This window comes from Burkholderia sp. Ac-20392 (assembly GCF_017104585.1).
Lineage (GTDB): Bacteria > Pseudomonadota > Gammaproteobacteria > Burkholderiales > Burkholderiaceae > Burkholderia > Burkholderia lata.
Window position 1 is genome coordinate 1 of the sequence record NZ_JAAGPB010001006.1, and the last position, 1,289, is coordinate 1,289.

Genomic DNA, 1,289 nt, shown 5'->3' on the forward strand with positions numbered 1-1,289 from the left:
CGCAGCCGGCTGTGGCGCGATGCGGCCGCCGCCGGCGTCACCGATCGGCTGCCGTGCGCGGCCGGGCAGCGCTGGACCTGGGACGGCGTCACGTTCACGATGTTGTGGCCGCAGGGCGGCCTGGGCACGGGCTCGTCGAACGGGCAGTCGTGCGTGCTGCGCATCGACGCGGGCGAGACGTCCGCGCTGCTGACGGGCGACGTCGATGCGCGCGGCGAACGCCGGCTCGTGGATGCCGCGCGAGACGCGCTGGCCGCGCAGATCCTGGTCGTTCCGCACCACGGCAGCCGCACGTCGTCGGTCGAGCCTTTCCTCGATTCGGTCGGGCCGCGCGTTGCGGTATTTCCTGTAGGCTATCGCAATCGATTCGGACATCCGCACCGGACGGTTCTCGCCCGTTACGAGGCGCGCGGGATCCCGCTGCCGCGCACCGATCGCGACGGGGCCGTGGGGTTCGACGTCGCGCCCGATAACGGCGGGTTTGCCTTCGAGCGGCATCGCGACGTTCGGCGACGATACTGGATGGATCGGTGAGCGGGGCGAGAGCCTGCGTATCAGGAAACAAGGCCCGGGATCCGCGCACAATGCCGAAGCGTGGGCCCGGCAGAACGCGAAGCAAAAGACCGGGGTGAGCGTTGGAGCGCCAACTTCGGCCGACCGCGAAGCATGGGGCGAGAGTAAGTGTCAAAGCACTAGCTCTCGCCGACAAAGGAGACATCGGCGTTTGAAGGACATCCTCCACTTCTCGCACGCGAACGGCTTTCCGGCGTCGACGTACCGCACGATCTTCGCCGAACTGGCCGACGACTACGAGCTGCGCTACATCGAACGGATCGGCCACGACCGCCGCTACCCGGTGACGCGCGACTGGCCGCATCTCGTCGAGCAACTGCTCGACGACATCGGCAGCCGCTACGAACGTCCCGTCTGGCTCGTCGGCCATTCGCTCGGCGGCTACCTGTCGCTGATGGCCGCGCTGAAGAAGCCGCAATGGGTGCGCGGCGTCGTGATGATCGATTCGCCGATCATCGCGGGCTGGCGCGCCGGCGCATTGCGCGCGAGCCAGTGGGCGGGACTCGACGAGCGGCTGTCGCCGGCCGCCGCGACGCGCAATCGGCGCACGCGCTGGGTGAGCCGCGACGAAGTCTGGCGGCACTTCCGCGAGAAACCGGCGTTCGCGCGCTGGGACGAACGGATGCTCGCCGACTACATCGACTACGGGATTCCGCAGGCCGGCGCCGATGGCGAGCGGGCGCTCGCGTTCGACCGGCAGGTCGAATACCTGATCT

At 69.0% G+C, this 1,289-nt stretch carries 1 protein-coding gene and 1 pseudogene; both read left to right on the top strand.

Translation table 11 applies throughout. The features are described 5' to 3' along the window. Nucleotides 1-534 (top strand): annotated as a pseudogene (locus G3N99_RS40440) (competence protein ComEC); the annotation flags it as partial. A gap of 190 nt (nucleotides 535-724) precedes the next feature. After that, nucleotides 725-1,289, top strand: a 565-nt coding sequence (locus G3N99_RS40445; RefSeq protein ID WP_206125220.1) for an alpha/beta hydrolase, incomplete at its 3' end; no start/stop codon positions are given.